The 17,250-nt window shown below is 52.7% G+C and carries 16 protein-coding genes; all 16 read right to left on the reverse strand.

What is annotated here, in order from left to right:
- Positions 1 to 186: 186 nt before the first annotated feature.
- The gene (fusA, locus tag FH755_RS04255) at positions 187 to 2,277 is read right to left on the reverse strand and encodes an elongation factor G (RefSeq protein WP_292438982.1); all 2,091 of its coding nucleotides are present in this window, start codon (positions 2,275 to 2,277) and stop codon (positions 187 to 189) included.
- Between the two features lie 204 nt (positions 2,278 to 2,481).
- Entirely contained in the window at positions 2,482 to 2,784 is a 303-nt protein-coding gene (locus tag FH755_RS04260) for a DUF2818 family protein (protein ID WP_292438984.1), read from the reverse strand.
- A 19-nt stretch (positions 2,785 to 2,803) separates the two neighbouring features.
- A complete protein-coding gene (gene nuoN / locus FH755_RS04265; protein WP_292438986.1) occupies positions 2,804 to 4,234 on the reverse strand; it encodes an NADH-quinone oxidoreductase subunit NuoN in 1,431 nt (476 codons plus the stop codon).
- 15 nt (positions 4,235 to 4,249) lie between these two features.
- Positions 4,250 to 5,761 (reverse strand): NADH-quinone oxidoreductase subunit M, encoded by a 1,512-nt coding sequence (locus tag FH755_RS04270; protein ID WP_292438988.1) that lies wholly within the window; start codon positions 5,759 to 5,761, stop codon positions 4,250 to 4,252.
- Between the two features lie 9 nt (positions 5,762 to 5,770).
- Complete coding sequence (gene nuoL / locus FH755_RS04275) at positions 5,771 to 7,714, reverse strand: NADH-quinone oxidoreductase subunit L (RefSeq protein ID WP_292438990.1); 1,944 nt, start codon at positions 7,712 to 7,714, stop codon at positions 5,771 to 5,773.
- A gap of 3 nt (positions 7,715 to 7,717) precedes the next feature.
- Positions 7,718 to 8,023, reverse strand: a complete 306-nt coding sequence (nuoK, locus tag FH755_RS04280; protein ID WP_292438992.1) for an NADH-quinone oxidoreductase subunit NuoK — start codon at positions 8,021 to 8,023, stop codon at positions 7,718 to 7,720.
- Complete coding sequence (locus FH755_RS04285; RefSeq protein ID WP_292438994.1) at positions 8,020 to 8,616, reverse strand: NADH-quinone oxidoreductase subunit J; 597 nt, start codon at positions 8,614 to 8,616, stop codon at positions 8,020 to 8,022. The genes nuoK and FH755_RS04285 overlap by 4 nt, the downstream gene beginning before the upstream one ends.
- On the reverse strand, positions 8,617 to 9,105 hold the full coding sequence (nuoI, locus tag FH755_RS04290) for an NADH-quinone oxidoreductase subunit NuoI (RefSeq protein WP_292438996.1): 489 nt from the start codon (positions 9,103 to 9,105) through the stop codon (positions 8,617 to 8,619).
- Positions 9,105 to 10,160, reverse strand: coding sequence for an NADH-quinone oxidoreductase subunit NuoH (nuoH, locus tag FH755_RS04295; RefSeq protein ID WP_292438998.1), 1,056 nt, complete (start codon positions 10,158 to 10,160; stop codon positions 9,105 to 9,107). The genes nuoI and nuoH overlap by 1 nt, the downstream gene beginning before the upstream one ends.
- Positions 10,160 to 12,496: an NADH-quinone oxidoreductase subunit NuoG gene (gene nuoG / locus FH755_RS04300; protein WP_292439000.1), complete on the reverse strand. Its 2,337-nt coding sequence runs from the start codon at positions 12,494 to 12,496 to the stop codon at positions 10,160 to 10,162. The genes nuoH and nuoG overlap by 1 nt, the downstream gene beginning before the upstream one ends.
- Positions 12,497 to 12,508: 12 nt before the next feature.
- Complete coding sequence (gene nuoF / locus FH755_RS04305) at positions 12,509 to 13,786, reverse strand: NADH-quinone oxidoreductase subunit NuoF (RefSeq protein ID WP_292439002.1); 1,278 nt, start codon at positions 13,784 to 13,786, stop codon at positions 12,509 to 12,511.
- Positions 13,783 to 14,295: an NADH-quinone oxidoreductase subunit NuoE gene (gene nuoE / locus FH755_RS04310; protein WP_292439003.1), complete on the reverse strand. Its 513-nt coding sequence runs from the start codon at positions 14,293 to 14,295 to the stop codon at positions 13,783 to 13,785. Before nuoE ends, nuoF begins: the two co-directional genes overlap by 4 nt.
- Entirely contained in the window at positions 14,292 to 15,545 is a 1,254-nt protein-coding gene (locus FH755_RS04315; protein WP_292439005.1) for an NADH-quinone oxidoreductase subunit D, read from the reverse strand. Before FH755_RS04315 ends, nuoE begins: the two co-directional genes overlap by 4 nt.
- A gap of 1 nt (position 15,546) precedes the next feature.
- A complete protein-coding gene (locus FH755_RS04320; RefSeq protein ID WP_292439007.1) occupies positions 15,547 to 16,209 on the reverse strand; it encodes an NADH-quinone oxidoreductase subunit C in 663 nt (220 codons plus the stop codon).
- Positions 16,210 to 16,220: 11 nt separating this feature from the next.
- Entirely contained in the window at positions 16,221 to 16,709 is a 489-nt protein-coding gene (locus FH755_RS04325; protein ID WP_292439009.1) for an NADH-quinone oxidoreductase subunit B family protein, read from the reverse strand.
- Positions 16,700 to 17,056: an NADH-quinone oxidoreductase subunit A gene (locus FH755_RS04330; RefSeq protein WP_292439362.1), complete on the reverse strand. Its 357-nt coding sequence runs from the start codon at positions 17,054 to 17,056 to the stop codon at positions 16,700 to 16,702. The genes FH755_RS04325 and FH755_RS04330 overlap by 10 nt, the downstream gene beginning before the upstream one ends.
- Positions 17,057 to 17,250: the final 194 nt, after the last annotated feature.

Below are 17,250 nucleotides of genomic sequence, written 5' to 3' on the forward strand. Positions count from 1 at the left end.
TTCGACTTGCTCGACAACAGCCAATTTAAAGCCAAGGTTGTAATCACGCTGACTGCGTTTCCTGCGGGTAGAAATGACGTTGTTCATCTTCTTTACTCCAGATGACAACGTATTTCAGGACGGGACAAGACAAAAAAAAAGGGCTGATAAAAATCAGCCCTTTTAAGTCGTGCAGAAATAATCTGATTATTTCTTGGCGGCTTCGCGCTCTTTGGTTTCCTTGATGACTTCCTCAGCCACATTTCTCGGGCATGGCAGGTAGTGCAGGAACTCCATCGAGAACTGGCCACGACCAGAGGTCATAGTACGCAGTGAACCGATATAGCCGAACATTTCACTCAGCGGCACTTCCGCTTTGATACGAACACCGGTGGCACCGGCATCTTGTGATTTGATCATGCCACGACGACGGTTAAGGTCACCGATAACGTCACCGACATGATCTTCCGGCGTGAAGACGTCCACTTTCATGATCGGTTCCAGCAGTTGTGGGCCGGCTTTTGGAATTGATTGACGGAAACCGCCCATCGCAGCCAGCTCAAACGCGATAGCTGACGAGTCAACCGCATGGAATGAACCGTCAAACAGGTTCACTTTCACGTCAAGCAGCGGGAAGCCGGCCAGAACGCCTTTACCCATCATCTTCTTGAATCCGCCTTCTACTGCCGGCCAGAATTCACGGGGAACGTTACCGCCAGTCACGGTTGATTCAAAAGAAAAACCACTGCCAGGCTCGCCTGGTTCGATAATGTAGTCGATACGACCAAACTGACCGGAACCACCTGATTGTTTTTTGTGAGTGTAGCTGTCTTCAACACGTTGTGTGATGGTTTCACGGTAAGCAACCTGAGGCTCACCAACCACGACGTCAACGTTATGAGTACGCTTGAGGATATCGACTTTGATATCCAGATGCAGCTCACCCATGCCTTTCATGATGGTTTCGCCGCTGTCTTCATCAGTTTCAACACGGAATGAAGGATCTTCTTTGATCATTTTACCCAGCGCGACGCCGAGTTTTTCAGCGGCCCCTTTGTCTTTAGGTGCAATCGCGATAGAAATAACGGGATCCGGGAATACCATTGGTTCCAGAGTGGCCGGATTTTTCGGATCACACAGAGTGTGGCCGGTCTGGGTATCTTTCATACCGACGATGGCGATAATGTCGCCGGCGTGGGCATAGTCCAGTTCGTTGCGATCATTGGCGTGCATTTCCACCATACGACCGACACGTTCAGTTTTGCCGGTAAAGGTGTTGAGAATGGTGTCACCTTTTCTCAGCTCACCGGAATAAACACGGACGAAAGTCAGGGCACCGAAACGGTCGTCCATGATTTTGAATGCCAGCGCGCGCAGCGGACCGTTGATATCAACGGTAGCCACTTTACCGGTTTCGTTACCTTCCAGATCGACTTCCGGTTGTGGATCAACTTCAGTCGGATCAGGCAGGTAGTCAACGATAGCATCGAGCAACAGCTGCATGCCTTTGTTTTTGAAAGCAGAACCACAGTAAGTCGGGAAGAAGTTCAGTTTCAATGTGCCTTTACGGATACAACGTTTCAGGTCTTCAATAGAAGGCTCTTCACCTTCCAGATAAGCTTCCATCAGATCGTCGTCTTGTTCGACCGCTGTTTCGACCAGCTTTTCACGCCATTCTTCGATTTGATCCGCCATCTCTGCCGGTGGCTCTTCAATGCTGTAATCCTCAGCATTTTTATCGTCTTTCCAGATCCAGGCTTTACGGGTCAGCAGATCAACCACGCCGGTGAATTCATCTTCAATGCCGATAGGCAGTACCATCACCAGCGGCGTTGCAGCCAGTACATCTTCAACCTGTTTGACGACACGGTAAAAATCAGCGCCGATACGATCCAGTTTGTTAACGAAGATCAGACGCGATACTTCCGAATCATTTGCATAACGCCAGTTGGTTTCTGATTGCGGTTCAACACCACCACTACCGCAGAAGACACCGACGCCACCGTCCAGTACTTTCAGTGAACGATACACTTCGATAGTGAAGTCAACGTGTCCCGGTGTATCGATGACGTTCAGACGATGACCTTTCCAGGCACAGGTCGTTGCAGCAGACTGGATGGTAATACCGCGTTCGGCTTCCTGATCCATAAAGTCCATGGTGGATTCACCTTCGTGAACTTCACCTGTTTTGTGGATTTTACCGGTCAGTTTCAGGATACGCTCGGTTGTGGTGGTTTTACCCGCGTCAACGTGCGCGAAGATACCTATGTTTCTGTACTTGGTTAAATCGGAAGCCATAATCCTATGTCTCTAAATTGATATTAATTGAACAGTGTCGTGCAATTACACGGTAGTTAAACCCGCCAATTCTAAACTAGTTCGGCGGGACATGCATCCATTATTGCTGAAACAGGTGACAGAATGTTGTCTGCCGCCATTTGAAGGGATTTTTCTTTGACTGACTGATGTTTAGCGTTGTGTTTTTGCGCTGCCAGTATGGACCTATCTGAACTTTTTCTGCATCGGCAGCCATTGGTAGCGGTAAACGACACCGGGCACAGCCAATACCAGGAACAGGCTCAGGGTAGTGACAAAAAACTCCCATTGCTGGGTGTAAACATCACCGGAAAAACGAATCTCAAAAGCTATACCAATCAGCAGACAGGCGAAGTAGTACACCAGCAATTCGATCAGCCTGACCCAGACCGGCTTGGGTTGCATCGGCCAGAGAAAGAATACTCGGTTACCTACCCACGGCAGATTTGCGATCAGCAGATACAGCCCTATCATTAGCCAGACAGACATGATTTAAGTTGTTAACCCTCTAGGCAAAAACAATCGTACATATTTTCATTAAGGTACCGGGCAAAATCCCCAAACCCAGCACCATCAGCGCATTCGCGCTCAGCATTATCTGCATCGCGCTGCCGGCTTCCAGCTTGTGCTCGACGACCGGCTTGTCGAAATACATCACCTTAATCACCCTCAGGTAATAAAAGGCACCAATCACGGAAGTCACCACGGCCACCAATGCCACCCACAGCAGGTCGACATCAATGACCGCCTTAATCACTGTCAGCTTGGCATAAAAACCCGCCAGTGGAGGAATCCCTGCCATTGAAAACATCAGAATCAGCATCATCAGCGCAAACCAGGGCTGGCGCTCGCTGAGTCCTTTGAAATCATCGATATTCTCGGCTTCGAATCCCTGTCGGCTCAACAGCAGAATCATGCCGAACGCACCCAGCGTCATCAATGCATAAATCAGAGTGTAAAACAGCGCGGCTGAGAAGCCTTCCTGCGTGCCTGATAACACCCCCATCAGTAAAAAACCGACATGGGAAATGGTGGAATAAGCCAGCATGCGTTTCAGATTGCTCTGAGCAATGGCAACCACATTACCAATAATCATCGATAATACAGCCAGCATCACCAGCATATCCTGCCAGTGATGCTGTAAGTCTATCAGCCCTTCAGCCAATAATCGAATGATCATGGCAAAGGCCGCAATCTTGGGTGCCGCCGCAATAAACAGCGTCATTGCCGTCGGCGCGCCGTGGTAGACATCCGGCAACCACATATGAAACGGCACTGCACCGAATTTGAATCCGACGCCAATGACCAGAAAAACAATACCGAAACTCAGAATGGTCTCATCGCCACTACCGGTCGCCACTGCCTGAGCAATCTCGTTAATCGCAAGACTGCCGGTCACACCATAAATAATCGACATCCCATAGAGCAGCATGCCCGAAGCGATACTGCCCAGGATGAAATACTTCATCGCCGCTTCTGTCGCCACAGCTGAATCACGATGCATCGCCACCATCGCATACAGGCACAGCGACATCAGTTCCAGCCCGAGATACAGGGTCAGCATATGATAGGCGGAGACCATGATCAGCATGCCCAGGGTCGAAAAAACGGCCAGTACAAAAAACTCACCCTGCATCAGCTTGCGGGCTTTGAGGTAGGCCATAGAATACAGCAGCACCAGCATGTTGACGATGCAGATGAAGAGCTTGAGCAAATCGCTGAGGCTGTCCTTGATATAGGTATCGGAAAAGGTCAGGCCGCCGTCACCGATAAACCAGACGACCACCACGGCAGTCGACAACAAGGTCAGCTGACTGAGGCCATAGACCCAATCTGTGCCTCGCTCACCGGCAAATGCCACCACCAAAAGAATGACACAGGCCATGCCCAGCATCAGCATCTCCGGCAGCGCAAACAGCATATTGGGAACCTGAAACATGAAGCTTGATCCTCTCTAAAGCTTGGATTGCGACACTTGGGTCAGTAAATGCTCGACCGATGCATGCATCACGTCCAGCAAAGGAGCCGGCCAGAGCCCGATCAGCAGTACAATCACTGCCAATGCAGCGAGCATCCAGAATTCACGGCGATTAATGTCCGACAAAGACTGTACTTCTTTATTGGCGACTTCACCGAAAAACACCCGCTTTACCATCCACAAAGTATAGGCCGCCCCCAGAATCAGGGTCGTTGCGGCAAGAAACGCAAACCAGAAGTTGGCCTGAAATGCCGCCAGAATGACCATAAATTCGCCGACAAAACCGGATGTTCCAGGGAGTCCGGCGTTAGCCATCGCAAAAAACACAGCAAAACCGGCAAACTTGGGCATGGTATTCACCACCCCGCCATAGGCGCTGATTTCCCGGGTATGCATGCGGTCATAGAGCACGCCGACGGCAAGGAACATGGCGGCAGAAATAAAGCCGTGCGAAATCATCTGCACCATGGCGCCTTCAATCGCCAGCACCGCCCCGCTGCCGGTCGATGCATTGGCAAAAATGTCGAATACAATAAACAGCCCCAAAGTGACAAAGCCCATATGGGCAATACTGGAATAGGCAATCAGTTTTTTCAGATCCGTTTGCGCCAGCGCTACGAAGCCGATATACACCACCGCAATCAGCGACAAACTAATGATGAGCCAGTCCAGGGCCAGACTGGCATCCGGTGCAATCGGCAGGGCAAAACGCAGAAAGCCGTAACCACCGATTTTGAGCGTGATCGCTGCCAGAATCACCGAACCACCGGTGGGCGCCTCCACGTGTGCATCAGGCAACCAGGTATGTACCGGCCACATCGGCACCTTGACAGCAAAGGCGATCAGAAAAGCCAGCAGCAGCCAGGTTTGTTCATTCAGGCTAAGACCGGCCTGATGAAAATCAAGAATGGCAAAACTGTCGCTGACATGGCGCAGATACAGCAGAGCGACCAGCAGGAACACCGAGCCGAAAAAGGTATAAAGAAAGAACTTCAGCGTCGCATAAACACGGTTGGGGCCACCCCAGATGCCGATAACCAGAAATAATGGGATCAGCATAGCCTCGAAAAACACATAAAACAGCACCGCATCCAGTGCGGAGAACACCGCGATCATCAGCCCTTCCATGATCAGGAAAGCGGCAAGGTACTGACTGGGCCGGTGCTGGATCACTTCCCAGGCGGCAACCACCACCAGCAGCGTTGATATGGTGGTCAGGATAATGAGCGGCATTGAGAAACCGTCAACGCCAAGGTGGTAGAAGATATTGAAAGTCTCAATCCAGGGCAGCTTCTCAACAAACTGCATCTGATGCGTGCTGCTGTCGAAACCGGCGTAGAGGCCAAATGACAACAACATGGTCAGCGCGGCAACAACCAGCGCGAACGGTTTCATAATAGCGCGCTGGTCACCCAGCATAATCGCCAGCATCCCGCCGAATATCGGCAGCCAGATAAGCAAACTCAGTAAAGGTAACTCTGCAAACATGTCAGTCCCTTAACCCACAAACAGGGTCAGCAGCAGCCATACCCCCACAATCATCGCAAATGCGTAGTGATACAAATAACCCGACTGAGCATGGCGAACAAAACGAGCCAGCCAGTACACCGACCTGGCGCTACCGTTGACCACCGCCCCGTCGATAAAGAACCGGTCCCCCACCCGCCAGAGCAGACCGCCCAGACCACGCGAACCACCGGCAAACACTTTGTCGTTAAAATCATCAAAGCCGTATTTGTTTTCCAGCAGGCGATGCAACCCATGCAGCTTGTTTTTGAGCATGCCTGGAATCTCCGGCCGGTGCAGATACAGATACCAGGCCATGGCCACCCCGGCTATCGCCAGCCAGAACGGCAGCGCCTGCAGGCCATGTAGCATAAAGGCCCCGATGCCATGATAATGGCTGCTCAGCTGTCCCAGCACATCATGCGGACCGGCGACAAAAATGGCATCGCCAAAGAAACGGCCGAACACCACATCCCCGATAAAATAACCGGCCAGCACGGAGGGTATCGCCAGCAGAATGAGGGGTACCGTCACGACCCGCGGTGATTCATGCGGTCTGTGGTCGCCGTGACTGTCAAAGCGTTCCTCGCCATGAAATACCAGGAAGAACAACCGGAAACTGTATAGCGCGGTCACAAACACGCCGACCAGCACGGCGAAGTAGGCAAAATCACTGCCGGCAATCTCGGAGGCATGTACCGCTTCAATAATGGCGTCCTTGGAAAAGAAACCGGCCAGTCCCGGAAAACCAATCAAGGCCAGCGATCCAACTAGGCTGGTCCAGTAGGTAACCGGCATATATTTTTTAAGTCCGCCCATATGCCGCATATCCTGCTGATGATGCAGGGCAATAATCACCGAGCCCGCGGCCAGAAACAGCAAAGCTTTGAAAAAGGCATGTGTCAGCAGGTGGAAAATCCCGGCTGCATAGGCCGAAGCCCCGAGGGCCACCGTCATATAGCCCAGTTGTGACAAGGTGGAATAGGCGATGACCCGCTTGATGTCATGCTGCACCAGACCAAGCAGGCCCATAAACAGCGCCGTGACTGCACCGATAATCAGGATAAATGACAAGGCTGTCTCCGACAGTTCGAACAACGGCGACATCCGCGCCACCATAAAGATACCGGCGGTCACCATGGTGGCCGCATGGATCAGCGCAGAAATCGGAGTCGGACCTTCCATTGAATCAGGCAGCCAGACATGCAGCGGCACCTGCGCCGATTTACCCATGGCACCGATAAACAGCAGAATGCAGGTCACGGTAATCACCGACCACTGGGCGTCACCGAACAGCGCAATGTTTTTTTCCGCCATGGTCGGTGCCTGGGTGAAGACCTGCACATAATCCAGGCTGCCGGCATACATCAACACCGCCGCGATGCCTAGCAGGAAACCGAAATCACCCACGCGGTTGACCAGAAACGCCTTGAGATTGGCATAGATGGCGGTCGGTTTTTTGTACCAGAAACCGATCAGCAGATAAGACACGAGCCCCACCGCTTCCCAGCCGAAAAACAGCTGCATGAAGTTATTCGCCATGACCAGCATCAGCATGGCAAAGGTAAACAGTGAGATATAACTGAAAAAACGGCAGTAGCCGTCATCATCATGCATATAACCGATGGTGTAGATGTGCACCATCAGCGAGACAAAAGTCACCACTGCCATCATCACCGCAGTCAGCGAATCGACCATAAAACCGACTTCCAGCGTCAAAGAGCCAGCCTGCAGCCACTGGTAAATGCTCTGATTGAAGTAGGCGCCGTCGACGACCACCAATTTGAATACCCAGAGTGACAGCAGAAAGGAAACAGCGACTCCGGCAATAGTCACACGATGCGACCAGCTGCGGCCGATTTGCTTACCGAAAAAGCCGGCAATGATACTGCCGATCAAGGGGGCGAGAACGATAGCTAGCAGCAGGCTCTTCATCAGCTATCCCTTCAGACTGTTGATTTCAGACACATTGATCGTGCTCAGGTTACGGAACAACAGCACCAGAATGGCCAGACCAATCGCTGCCTCGGCGGCAGCGACGGTCAGGATAAAGAACACAAACACCTGGCCTGCCGGATCACCCGAAAAATGGGAAAAGGCAATAAAATTCAGGTTCACCGCCAGTAACATCAGTTCGATACACATCAGCAGGATGATAATGTTCTTTCGGTTCAGAAAGATGCCGGCCACTGCCAGGCTGAACAGCAGCGCGGCGAGAATGAGATAATCCGATAAGACAATCAAGGTGCATTCTCCCCTTCGTCCGGTTTGTTGCGCAGATTCACCAGACGCACGCGGTCTTCCCGACGCACGGCGACCTGTTTGCCGATATCCTGCAATTTGCGGCTGTGCTGACGCAGGGTCAGCGTAATCGCAGCAACAATCGCCACAGTCAGAATGACGGAGGCAATTTCAAACGGATAGACATAAACGGTATAGAGCAAGCGGCCCAGTTGTTTGGTATTGCTCTCTTCCAGCACTTCCGGCGCGGAGATATTGAAGGCCGGCGCATTCAGCACGGTGATCATCTCGACCACAATCAGCGCCGCCACCAGAATGCCTAACGGCAGATAACGGGCAAAACCCTCTTTGAGTGGAGCAACGTCAATATCCAGCATCATCACCACAAACAGAAACAGCACCAGCACCGCGCCGACATAGACCAGTACCAGACTGATAGCCAGAAACTCGGCATGCAGCATCAGCCAGATGGCCGCACTGGTGAAAAAAGCCAGCACCAGAAACAAGGCCGCTTTCACCGGATTACGCACGGTAATCACCATCACCGCGGCGAACAGTAAAATGGCAGCAAAACTATAGAAAATCAGCGAATTCATTTAGCGATACGGTGCATCCGCCTCCCTGTCTGCAGCGATTTGTGCTTCATACTTGTCCCCAATCGCCAGTAACTTGTCCTTGCTGATGATATGGTCGCCGCGCTCCTCAAAATGAAACTCGAACTGACGGGTTTCAACAATCGAGTCGACCGGACAGGACTCCTCACAAAAACCGCAATAAATACACTTGAACAAGTCGATATCATAACGGGTGGTGCGGCGGGTACCATCATCGCGCGGCTCGGTATCAATCGTAATTGCCAGCGCCGGACAAACCGCTTCGCACAATTTGCAACCGATGCAGCGCTCTTCGCCGTTGGGGTAACGACGCAACGCATGCAAGCCGCGGAAACGCGGCGACTGGGGTGTTTTTTCTTCCGGATACTGCACGGTGACCTTACGGGCAAACAGATAACGACCGGTCAGTCGCAGTCCCTGCACCAGTTCCCACAGGAAAAAACTTCTGAAGAAATGGCGTAGTTGACGCATCACGCCCCCCCCGCAGCAATCGCTGCTGTTTCTGTGAACCAAGGACCAATATCCATCACCTGCGCGATCGAAATCACCACCAGCCACACCAGGGTGACCGGAATAAAGACTTTCCAGCCCAGGCGCATGATCTGGTCATAACGATAACGCGGGAAGGTGGCCCGTATCCACAGGTAAATAAACAGGAAAAAAGCCGTTTTGGCGAGCAGCCAGATCAGACCCGGCACCCAGGCAAAAAGGCCTTCCAGTACCGGTATACCTTCAAACGGCGACAGCCAGCCGCCCATAAACAGGGTCGCGGCCAGAATTGAAATCAGGATCATGTCGGCATACTCGGCCAGGAAAAACACGGCAAAGGCCATGCCCGAATATTCAACATGGAAACCGGCGACGATCTCCGATTCGCCTTCAGCAATATCAAATGGCGCCCGGTTGGTTTCAGCCACGCCGGAAACGAAATAAACCACAAAAAGTGGTAACAATGGCAGCCAGTACCAGTGCCAGAAACCGCCGCTCTGTGCCAGCACAATCTCACTGAGGTTAAGGCTGCCTGCCGCCACCAGCACGCCCACCAGCGCAAAGCCCATTGCGATCTCGTAAGACACGACCTGGGCTGCACTGCGCAGACCACCCAGAAAAGCGTATCGGGAATTGGAGGCCCAGCCGGCAATCACTACACCGTAAACACTCATTGAGGTAATCGCCAGCACATACAGCAGACCGGCATTAATATCAGCCAGCACCAGTTCAGCACCGAAAGGAATGACTGCCCAGGCTGCCAGCGCCGGACCGATAGCCAGCACCGGTGCAATAAGAAACAGATACAGGTTTGAGCGGGCCGGGAAAATAACTTCTTTCATTAACAGCTTGAGGCCGTCAGCAATCGGTTGCAACAAGCCCCAGGGTCCGACCCGGTTGGGGCCGATACGGGTCTGGATATAGCCAATGACTTTGCGCTCGGCATAAGTCAGATAAGCCACCGCCAGCATCAATGGCCCGACAATCAGCATGATTTTAAACAGCGTTGGCAAGATGTGCTCGAGCAGGATATCCATCACTCTCTACCCGCCTTCATCACCTGTACCTGGCTGAACAGACTGCCCAGCTGTGCACTGACCGAGGTCGCGGCAGCAAGATAAATGCAGCCGTCGGCTATATTGTTATCAATTTCCAGCGGTACGCTGACCTTGCGATCATCCTGACTGATGACAACTTCATGCTGAGGATCGAGGCCGCGCTTATCCGCTTCCTTCTGATTGATACGGGCAAAACCATCGGCACGACTCTCAGGGGTTTGCTGTAGCGCTTTACTGTGCCGAACCAGACTGTCACTGCGATACATCGGCACTTCAGAAATCAGCATCAAATCCGATTCCAGGTTGAGCGAATCCGGAATAAAGCCGGTTTTACTTCCCCTTTTAAGCTCCCGCAGCGGACTTTCTATTTCATCGACCACATCCTGTGATGAAATATAGTCAAAACCTTTGAGCTTGCTGATATTACCCAGCACCCGCAGGATCTTCCAGCCGGGCCGGCTGTCACCTCGAGGTGCGACCGCGCCGGCAAACTGCTGCTTACGCTGGTCAATGCCGACAAAGGTGCCTGATGTCTCGGCAAAACAGGCCATCGGTAATATCACATTGGCATACTGACGGACCCAGTCACTTTCAAAACTGCTGATGGAAACTACGAAACTGGCCCGCCGAAGGGCGTCATGCACGATAGTCGGCTGCGCCGTATCCAGCAAGGGATCAAAGCCCATCATGACATAGCCTCGCAGAGCACGTTCCCAGCAATGTCTGGCGTTAAGCCCTTTATCCGCAGGCATGCTGCCGGCAAGTCGATGGGCATTGCTATTGGACGACGGCAAGACCACCAGTCTGCTGTCACTCAGCTCCGCTACCAGCCTCGCCAGGGAACGCAGGGTGCTGGCCTGCGGCTGATGATTAATCAAATCACCGACAAACAGCGTCGCATTCATGGCATTGGACAGCTGTAGTGCCACATTATGTTCAAAGGCAGACGGCGCGCGCTCCGGTAACAAATCCAGCCAGTCCTCCGGTTCCTGTTTAGCCGCGGCCAGCAAGGCTTTGGCAATACCGGCCAGCGTCTGCACCAGTTGCGGACTGTTCACGGCCATTTGCCTGTCGACCGGCATCAGCAAGTCACGTGTGAACAGGTTAATACTACTGACGGTTGCTCCGGCCAGCGCCGCCTGGCGGATGCGATGAGCGATAATCGGTTGCTCTGCACGGATATTGGTGCCCAGCAGGACAAAGGCATCACTGTCATCGATATCGGCAAGTTGCCAGTCTGACAGGCTGTCATCGACGTCGGTATCAGTGAAATCCTGCTGGCGCAGACGGTGATCTATGTTGTCAGTGCCAAGTCCGCGCAGCCATTTCTGGAACAGATAAGCTTCTTCCAGGGTGGCAGTAGGCGAAATCAGGCCCGCCACTTCTTCAGCACCAAACTTGCTGATAACGCCCTTCAATCCCTCTACCGTTTTGTCCAGTGCGGTCTGCCAGTCCACCACCTGCCACTGGTTATCGAGCTTGATCATCGGCTCACTGAGCCGGTCTTCGCTGCTCAGCCCCAGATAGCTGAAACGATCACGGTCCGACAACCACGACTCATTTAGGTCTTCATTATCCCGCGGTACCACCCGCATGACTTCATTCTTGCGGATATGCAGCTCGATGTTGGAACCCACCGCATCATGCGGTGCAATAGAAGGCCGAGCCTGCATTTCCCAGGCACGGGCTTTGTAACGGAATGGTTTCGAGGTCAATGCCCCGACCGGACACAAATCGATGATATTACCGGACAACTCCGACACCAGGCTGTGTTCCACATAAGTGCTGATTTCCATATGCTCACCACGGCCGGTGGCACCGAGTTCCTTGATACCGGCAATTTCCTGCCCGAAACGCACACAGCGGGTGCAGTGAATACAGCGGGTCATATCGGTCTGAATCAGCGGTCCGATGTCTTTATCTTTGACCGCCCGCTTGCGCTCAGTGAAACGGCTGATACCTTCGCCGTAGCCCATCGACAGATCCTGCAACTCACATTCGCCACCCTGATCGCAGATGGGACAATCCAGAGGGTGATTGATCAGCAAAAACTCCATCACGCTTCGCTGGGCATTGACCGCAACTTTCGAGTCGGTAAAGACTTTCATACCGTCTGATACCGGCGTCGAGCAGGCAGGCAGCGGTTTACGGGCTTTGTCGACCTCAACCAGACACATGCGGCAGTTGGCGGCAATCGACAGTTTCTTGTGATAACAAAAACGGGGAATATCGATCCCGGCCTCATCCGCGGCCTGGATAATCATTTTTGTGGGATCCACTTTGAGTGGAATGCCGTCGATTTCGATATTAACCATAACTGTCAGTCTTTACGCCGTGTTGTCCATGCAACGTCCATGGTCGATGTGATACTGAAATTCATCACGGAAGTGTTTGATAAAGCTTATCACTGGTGCTGCCGCGGCATCGCCCAGCGCACAAATGGTATTGCCGTTAATGTTTTCGGCCATATGCACCAGTTTATCCATATCATCCTGGCGGCCCTGGCCTTCCTCGATCCGTTTAATCACACGATACAGCCAGCCAGTCCCCTCACGACAGGGCGTGCACTGACCGCAGGACTCTTCGTAATAGAAATAAGCGATACGCTGCAGCGCCTTGACCATGCAGGTGGTTTCATCCATGACGATAACGGAGCCCGCGCCGAGCATCGAGCCACCTTTGCCGATGCCATCATAGCTCATCTCAAGCTCCATCATGCGCGCGCCCGGTACCACCGGCGTAGAGCTGCCACCGGGAATAACCGCTTTAATCTTATTGCCATTACGCATACCCCCGGCCAGCTCCAGCAGCTCAGCAAACGGGGTGCCCAGTGGCACTTCATAATTCCCGGGTTTGTTGACGTGGCCGGTCATACAGAAAATCTTGCTGCCGCCGTTATTGGGCGTGCCCAGTTCATGGAACCAGTCTGCGCCGTATTGCAGGATGACCGGAATCGACGCCAGGCTCTCTGTGTTGTTGATGGTGGTCGGTTTACCATACAGTCCGTAACCTGCCGGGAACGGAGGCTTGTAGCGCGGTTGCCCTTTTTTACCTTCAAGGGATTCCAGCAGCGCCGTTTCTTCACCGCAGATATAAGCGCCGGCACCGATGTGGGTATGCAGTTCAAAATGAAATCCGCTGCCCAGAATATCCCGTCCCAGATACCCGGCTTCCCTTGCCTCTTCCAGTGCTGCTTCAAAGCGTTCGATAGGTTCGTAAAACTCGCCGCGGATGTAGTTATAGCCAGTCTGCGCACCAATCGCGTAACCGGAAATGATCATGCCTTCGATCAGTTGATGCGGGTTGTATCGCAGAATATCGCGGTCTTTGCAGGTGCCCGGTTCGCCCTCATCCGAGTTGCAGACGATGTATTTATCGCCGGGCAGGCGGCGTGGCATAAAGCTCCATTTGAGCCCGGTCGGGAAACCGGCACCACCGCGGCCACGCAGGGCCGAGTTTTTCACCTGCTCAATAATCTCTTCCGGCCGCATTTTGTTTTTGAGCACGCTTTCCAGCACCTGGTAGCCACCCACCGAACGATAGGACTCCATAGTCCAGGAGGGCGTCAGATGCGAAGTACGAAAGCAAACTTGATCCAGTTTCATGAGGCCAGCCCATCCAGAATGTTGTCGATTTTTTCCGGTGTCAGATACTCGTGATAATCGCGATCCAGCAGCATCATCGGTGCTCCGACACAGGCTCCGAGGCATTCAACTTCCTTGAGCGTAAACTGGCCGTCTTGTGTGGTTTCCCCCGGTTTGATATTCAGCTTCTGCTGCAGGTGGTTCATGATTTTTTCAGACCCACACAGCATGCAGGAGATATTAGTGCAGACACTGATTTTATGTTTACCGACCGGTTCCAGTTCGAACATGGTGTAAAACGTCGCCACTTCATAAACACTGATCGCCGGGATATCGAGATAATCGGCCAGTGCATCCATAATGCCGCGGCTCAGCCAGCCGCCGTTGGCATCCTGCAGAATATGCAGACAGGGAATTACCGCCGACTGGGCCTGGCCTTCAGGATACTTGGCGATCCAGGTATCCATCTGCTCACGCAGCGCGTCGCTGAATAATTCCTCTTTGGGACCGGTCAGTAACATTTGAGTCATCGATCAATCTCACCAAATACGATGTCCATCGTGCCGATAATCGCCACCACATCCGCCAGCATATGGCCTTTGGCCATTTCATCCATCGCTGCCAGATGCGGGAAACCGGGCGCGCGAATCTTGACCCGGTAGGGTTTATTAGCGCCATCGGACACCAGATAAATACCAAATTCCCCTTTGGGATGCTCCACCGTTGCGTAAACCTCTCCTTCCGGCACACAGTAGCCTTCGGTAAATAATTTAAAGTGATGAATCATTGCTTCCATATCGTTTTTCATCACATCGCGTTTGGGCGGCACCACCTTGCTGTTGGCGGCCTGCACAGGCCCTGGATTCGCACGCAGCCAGTCGATGCACTGTTTGATAATCCGGTTGGACTGGCGCATCTCCTCGACGCGAACCAGGTAGCGGTCATAGCAATCGCCTTCTGTGCCAACCGGAATATCAAAATCAAGCTGGTCATACACTGAATAAGGCTGCTTGCGACGCAGGTCCCACTCTATACCACTGCCGCGCAACATCGGGCCACTAAAGCCGAGTTGCAGGGCGCGCTCGGGACTGACCACACCGATGCCGACGGTGCGTTGTTTCCAGATCCGGTTATCAGTCAGCAAGGTTTCATATTCGTCGACACATTTTGGAAAACGCTGAGTGAAATCCTCGATAAAATCGAGCAGGCTGCCTTCCCGGTTACGGTTCTTGTGCTTAACTTCTTTCTCGTTATGCCATTTGGACGCCTGATATTGCGGCATGCTGTCGGGCAAATCACGATAAACGCCGCCGGGACGATAATAGGTTGCGTGCATACGGGCACCGGATACCGCTTCGTACACATCCATCAAATCTTCACGTTCACGGAAACAGTAAAGGAACACCGTCATGGCACCGATATCCAGCCCGTGCGCCCCGAGCCACATCAGGTGATTCAGGATACGAGTAATCTCATCGAACATGACTCGGATGTACTGAGCCCGGACCGGAATTTCCAGCCCCAGCAGCTTCTCAATCGCCATCACATAAGCATGCTCATTACACATCATCGACACATAATCGAGCCGATCCATGTAGCCGATGCTCTGGTTGAAGGGTTTGGATTCAGCCAGTTTTTCAGTACCGCGATGCAGGAGGCCGATATGCGGGTCGGCACGTTCAATGACCTCGCCGTCCATTTCCAGGATCAGCCGTAATACGCCATGGGCAGCAGGATGCTGAGGGCCAAAGTTCAAGGTGTAATTTTTAATCTCCGCCATGTCAGTCTTCCTCCTCCTGCCAATAGCGGTTGTCGTCCCTGATCACCTTGGGTACCAGCGTACGGGGTTCTATGCTGACCGGTTCATACACCACCCGTTTTTTGTCAGGGTCATAGCGCATTTCAACATTACCGATAAGCGGGAAGTCCTTTCGGAAAGGATGACCGACAAAACCATAATCAGTGAGGATACGACGCAAATCCCTGTGACCGTCAAACAGGATACCGAACATATCGAAGGCCTCGCGCTCGTACCAGTCGGCACTGTTCCAGATGTCGGTGACGGTGTCGATGATCGGGGTTTCCGCGTCCAGCCTGACTTTCAGGCGAATCCGCTGGTTGTGCTGAATAGACAGTAAGTGATAGACCACCGCAAACCGATAACCTTCCGCCACCGGTTCACTGTGCCCCAGACCATCTACAGCACGGCTGAAACCAAACTCGGTGGATTGCTTGGTTTCCCAGCTACTGCCGCCATAGTCCGCGTAATCGACACCGCACAGGTCCATCAGTTGTTCGAAACCATGCTCATCTCGCAGACGGCGACAGACCTGGGTAAGTTGTTCGGCAGCGACAATCAGCGTGACTTCATCACGATTGAGCTCGGCATCCAGTAATGCGTCCGCAAAATCCTGTTCCAGTCTGGCTTTCAAGGCTTGCATCATCCGGCTCCTGCTCAACTTGCTGCCGGTTTGGCGATGGTATTGGTTCTTTGAATTTTTTTCTGCAGTTGCAGGATGCCGTACAGCAGCGATTCGGCTGTCGGGGGACAGCCCGGTACATAGATATCGACCGGCACAATCCGATCACAGCCGCGCACTACCGAATAGGAATAATGATAGTAGCCGCCGCCGTTGGCACAGGATCCCATTGAGATGACCCAGCGTGGTTCTGACATCTGGTCATAAACTTTACGCAAAGCCGGGGCCATTTTGTTAACCAAAGTGCCGGCAACAATCATCACATCAGACTGACGCGGGCTGGGGCGAAACACGATACCGAAGCGGTCCAGATCATAACGGGCGGCACCGGCATGCATCATTTCTACCGCACAACAGGCCAGGCCGAAGGTCATCGGCCACAAAGAGCCGGTTCTGGCCCAGTTAATCAGCTTATCGGCAGAGGTGGTGACGACCCCTTTTTCCAGCACACCTTCTATTCCCACTCAAGTGCCCCCTTCTTCCACTCGTATATGAAGCCAACGACCAGGATGGCAAGAAACAGAAACATCGACAGCAAACCGAATACCCCAATCTCGTCCAGCACGATGGCCCAGGGGAACAGGAAAGCAATCTCCAGATCAAAAATAATGAACAGAATGGCGACCAGGTAGTAGCGCACATCAAATTTACCGTGAGTATCTTCGAAGGGTTCAAAGCCGCACTCATAGGCAGAGCGTTTTTCGTCATCAGGATGGCGCGGGCCCAGAATAAAACCCGCCAGCAACGGCATGACACCGAAGCCAATGCCGATAATGACAAACAACAATATCGGGAGATAATTCTCCAGCATACTGCCTTCCTTACGGTCGATTCGTTTGAGCATGATTGATGCTTATCAAACATGCGCCTCAACACACCCTGCGATGGGCAAATATCGAATCCGATACTACACACTCTCGCGGCTGATGAGAAGCCGAATCGCGGCATAAATATCGGCTTTTTGTTTACTTATTCTAACCGGGCAGCCAAAATCCTCTTGTGATG

The sequence above is a fragment of the Methylophaga sp. genome (assembly GCF_009711715.1).
Classification (GTDB): domain Bacteria; phylum Pseudomonadota; class Gammaproteobacteria; order Nitrosococcales; family Methylophagaceae; genus Methylophaga.

What these genes read in the sequence shown, in the direction of transcription:
- nuoG (WP_292439000.1), bottom strand. Translation starts at nt 12,496, where the DNA reads ATGGTTAATATCGAAATCGACGGCATTCCACTCAAAGTGGATCCCACA.
- nuoH (WP_292438998.1), bottom strand. Translation starts at nt 10,160, where the DNA reads ATGGATATCCTGCTCGAGCACATCTTGCCAACGCTGTTTAAAATCATG.
- FH755_RS04330 (WP_292439362.1), bottom strand. Translation starts at nt 17,056, where the DNA reads ATGCTGGAGAATTATCTCCCGATATTGTTGTTTGTCATTATCGGCATT.
- FH755_RS04320 (WP_292439007.1), bottom strand. Translation starts at nt 16,209, where the DNA reads ATGATGCAAGCCTTGAAAGCCAGACTGGAACAGGATTTTGCGGACGCA.
- nuoE (WP_292439003.1), bottom strand. Translation starts at nt 14,295, where the DNA reads ATGACTCAAATGTTACTGACCGGTCCCAAAGAGGAATTATTCAGCGAC.
- FH755_RS04315 (WP_292439005.1), bottom strand. Translation starts at nt 15,545, where the DNA reads ATGGCGGAGATTAAAAATTACACCTTGAACTTTGGCCCTCAGCATCCT.
- nuoF (WP_292439002.1), bottom strand. Translation starts at nt 13,786, where the DNA reads ATGAAACTGGATCAAGTTTGCTTTCGTACTTCGCATCTGACGCCCTCC.
- nuoI (WP_292438996.1), bottom strand. Translation starts at nt 9,105, where the DNA reads ATGCGTCAACTACGCCATTTCTTCAGAAGTTTTTTCCTGTGGGAACTG.
- fusA (WP_292438982.1), bottom strand. Translation starts at nt 2,277, where the DNA reads ATGGCTTCCGATTTAACCAAGTACAGAAACATAGGTATCTTCGCGCAC.
- FH755_RS04285 (WP_292438994.1), bottom strand. Translation starts at nt 8,616, where the DNA reads ATGAATTCGCTGATTTTCTATAGTTTTGCTGCCATTTTACTGTTCGCC.
- FH755_RS04270 (WP_292438988.1), bottom strand. Translation starts at nt 5,761, where the DNA reads ATGTTTGCAGAGTTACCTTTACTGAGTTTGCTTATCTGGCTGCCGATA.
- nuoL (WP_292438990.1), bottom strand. Translation starts at nt 7,714, where the DNA reads ATGAAGAGCCTGCTGCTAGCTATCGTTCTCGCCCCCTTGATCGGCAGT.
- nuoN (WP_292438986.1), bottom strand. Translation starts at nt 4,234, where the DNA reads ATGTTTCAGGTTCCCAATATGCTGTTTGCGCTGCCGGAGATGCTGATG.
- FH755_RS04260 (WP_292438984.1), bottom strand. Translation starts at nt 2,784, where the DNA reads ATGTCTGTCTGGCTAATGATAGGGCTGTATCTGCTGATCGCAAATCTG.